Here is a 272-nt window from a genome sequence, read left to right as displayed (position 1 = left end):
TGACTAAAGTGGAGCTTACCATCATATTTAAAATCTATGACTTGACCTGAATCATCCCCTATATTTACATCCCGAATTACAAGTCTTCCAAACCTCCCCTGTCCGCTAACCTTAACATTACCATTTATATCCAGTGCTTCCTGAGGAGTTTCTACATTAATCCCTAATTTACCCAAGTCACCACTTGCAGAAACATAAAGAATATCCTGCCCCCTTGCCCCTATTCTTAATTTGTTAGCATCAGTACTGGTGTCCACCGCCAAATAAGGGTT

General features: G+C 40.4%; 1 protein-coding gene. It reads right to left on the bottom strand.

The features are described 5' to 3' along the window. The coding region (locus E1171_RS23000) for a hypothetical protein (protein ID WP_187696077.1) at positions 1-272 on the bottom strand (272 nt) is incomplete at both ends.

The organism is Xanthovirga aplysinae, assembly GCF_009711365.1.
Taxonomy (GTDB): domain Bacteria; phylum Bacteroidota; class Bacteroidia; order Cytophagales; family Cyclobacteriaceae; genus Xanthovirga; species Xanthovirga aplysinae.
The sequence above is the reverse complement of the archived record's forward strand: the minus strand, read 5'-3'. Positions and strand labels throughout refer to the sequence as shown.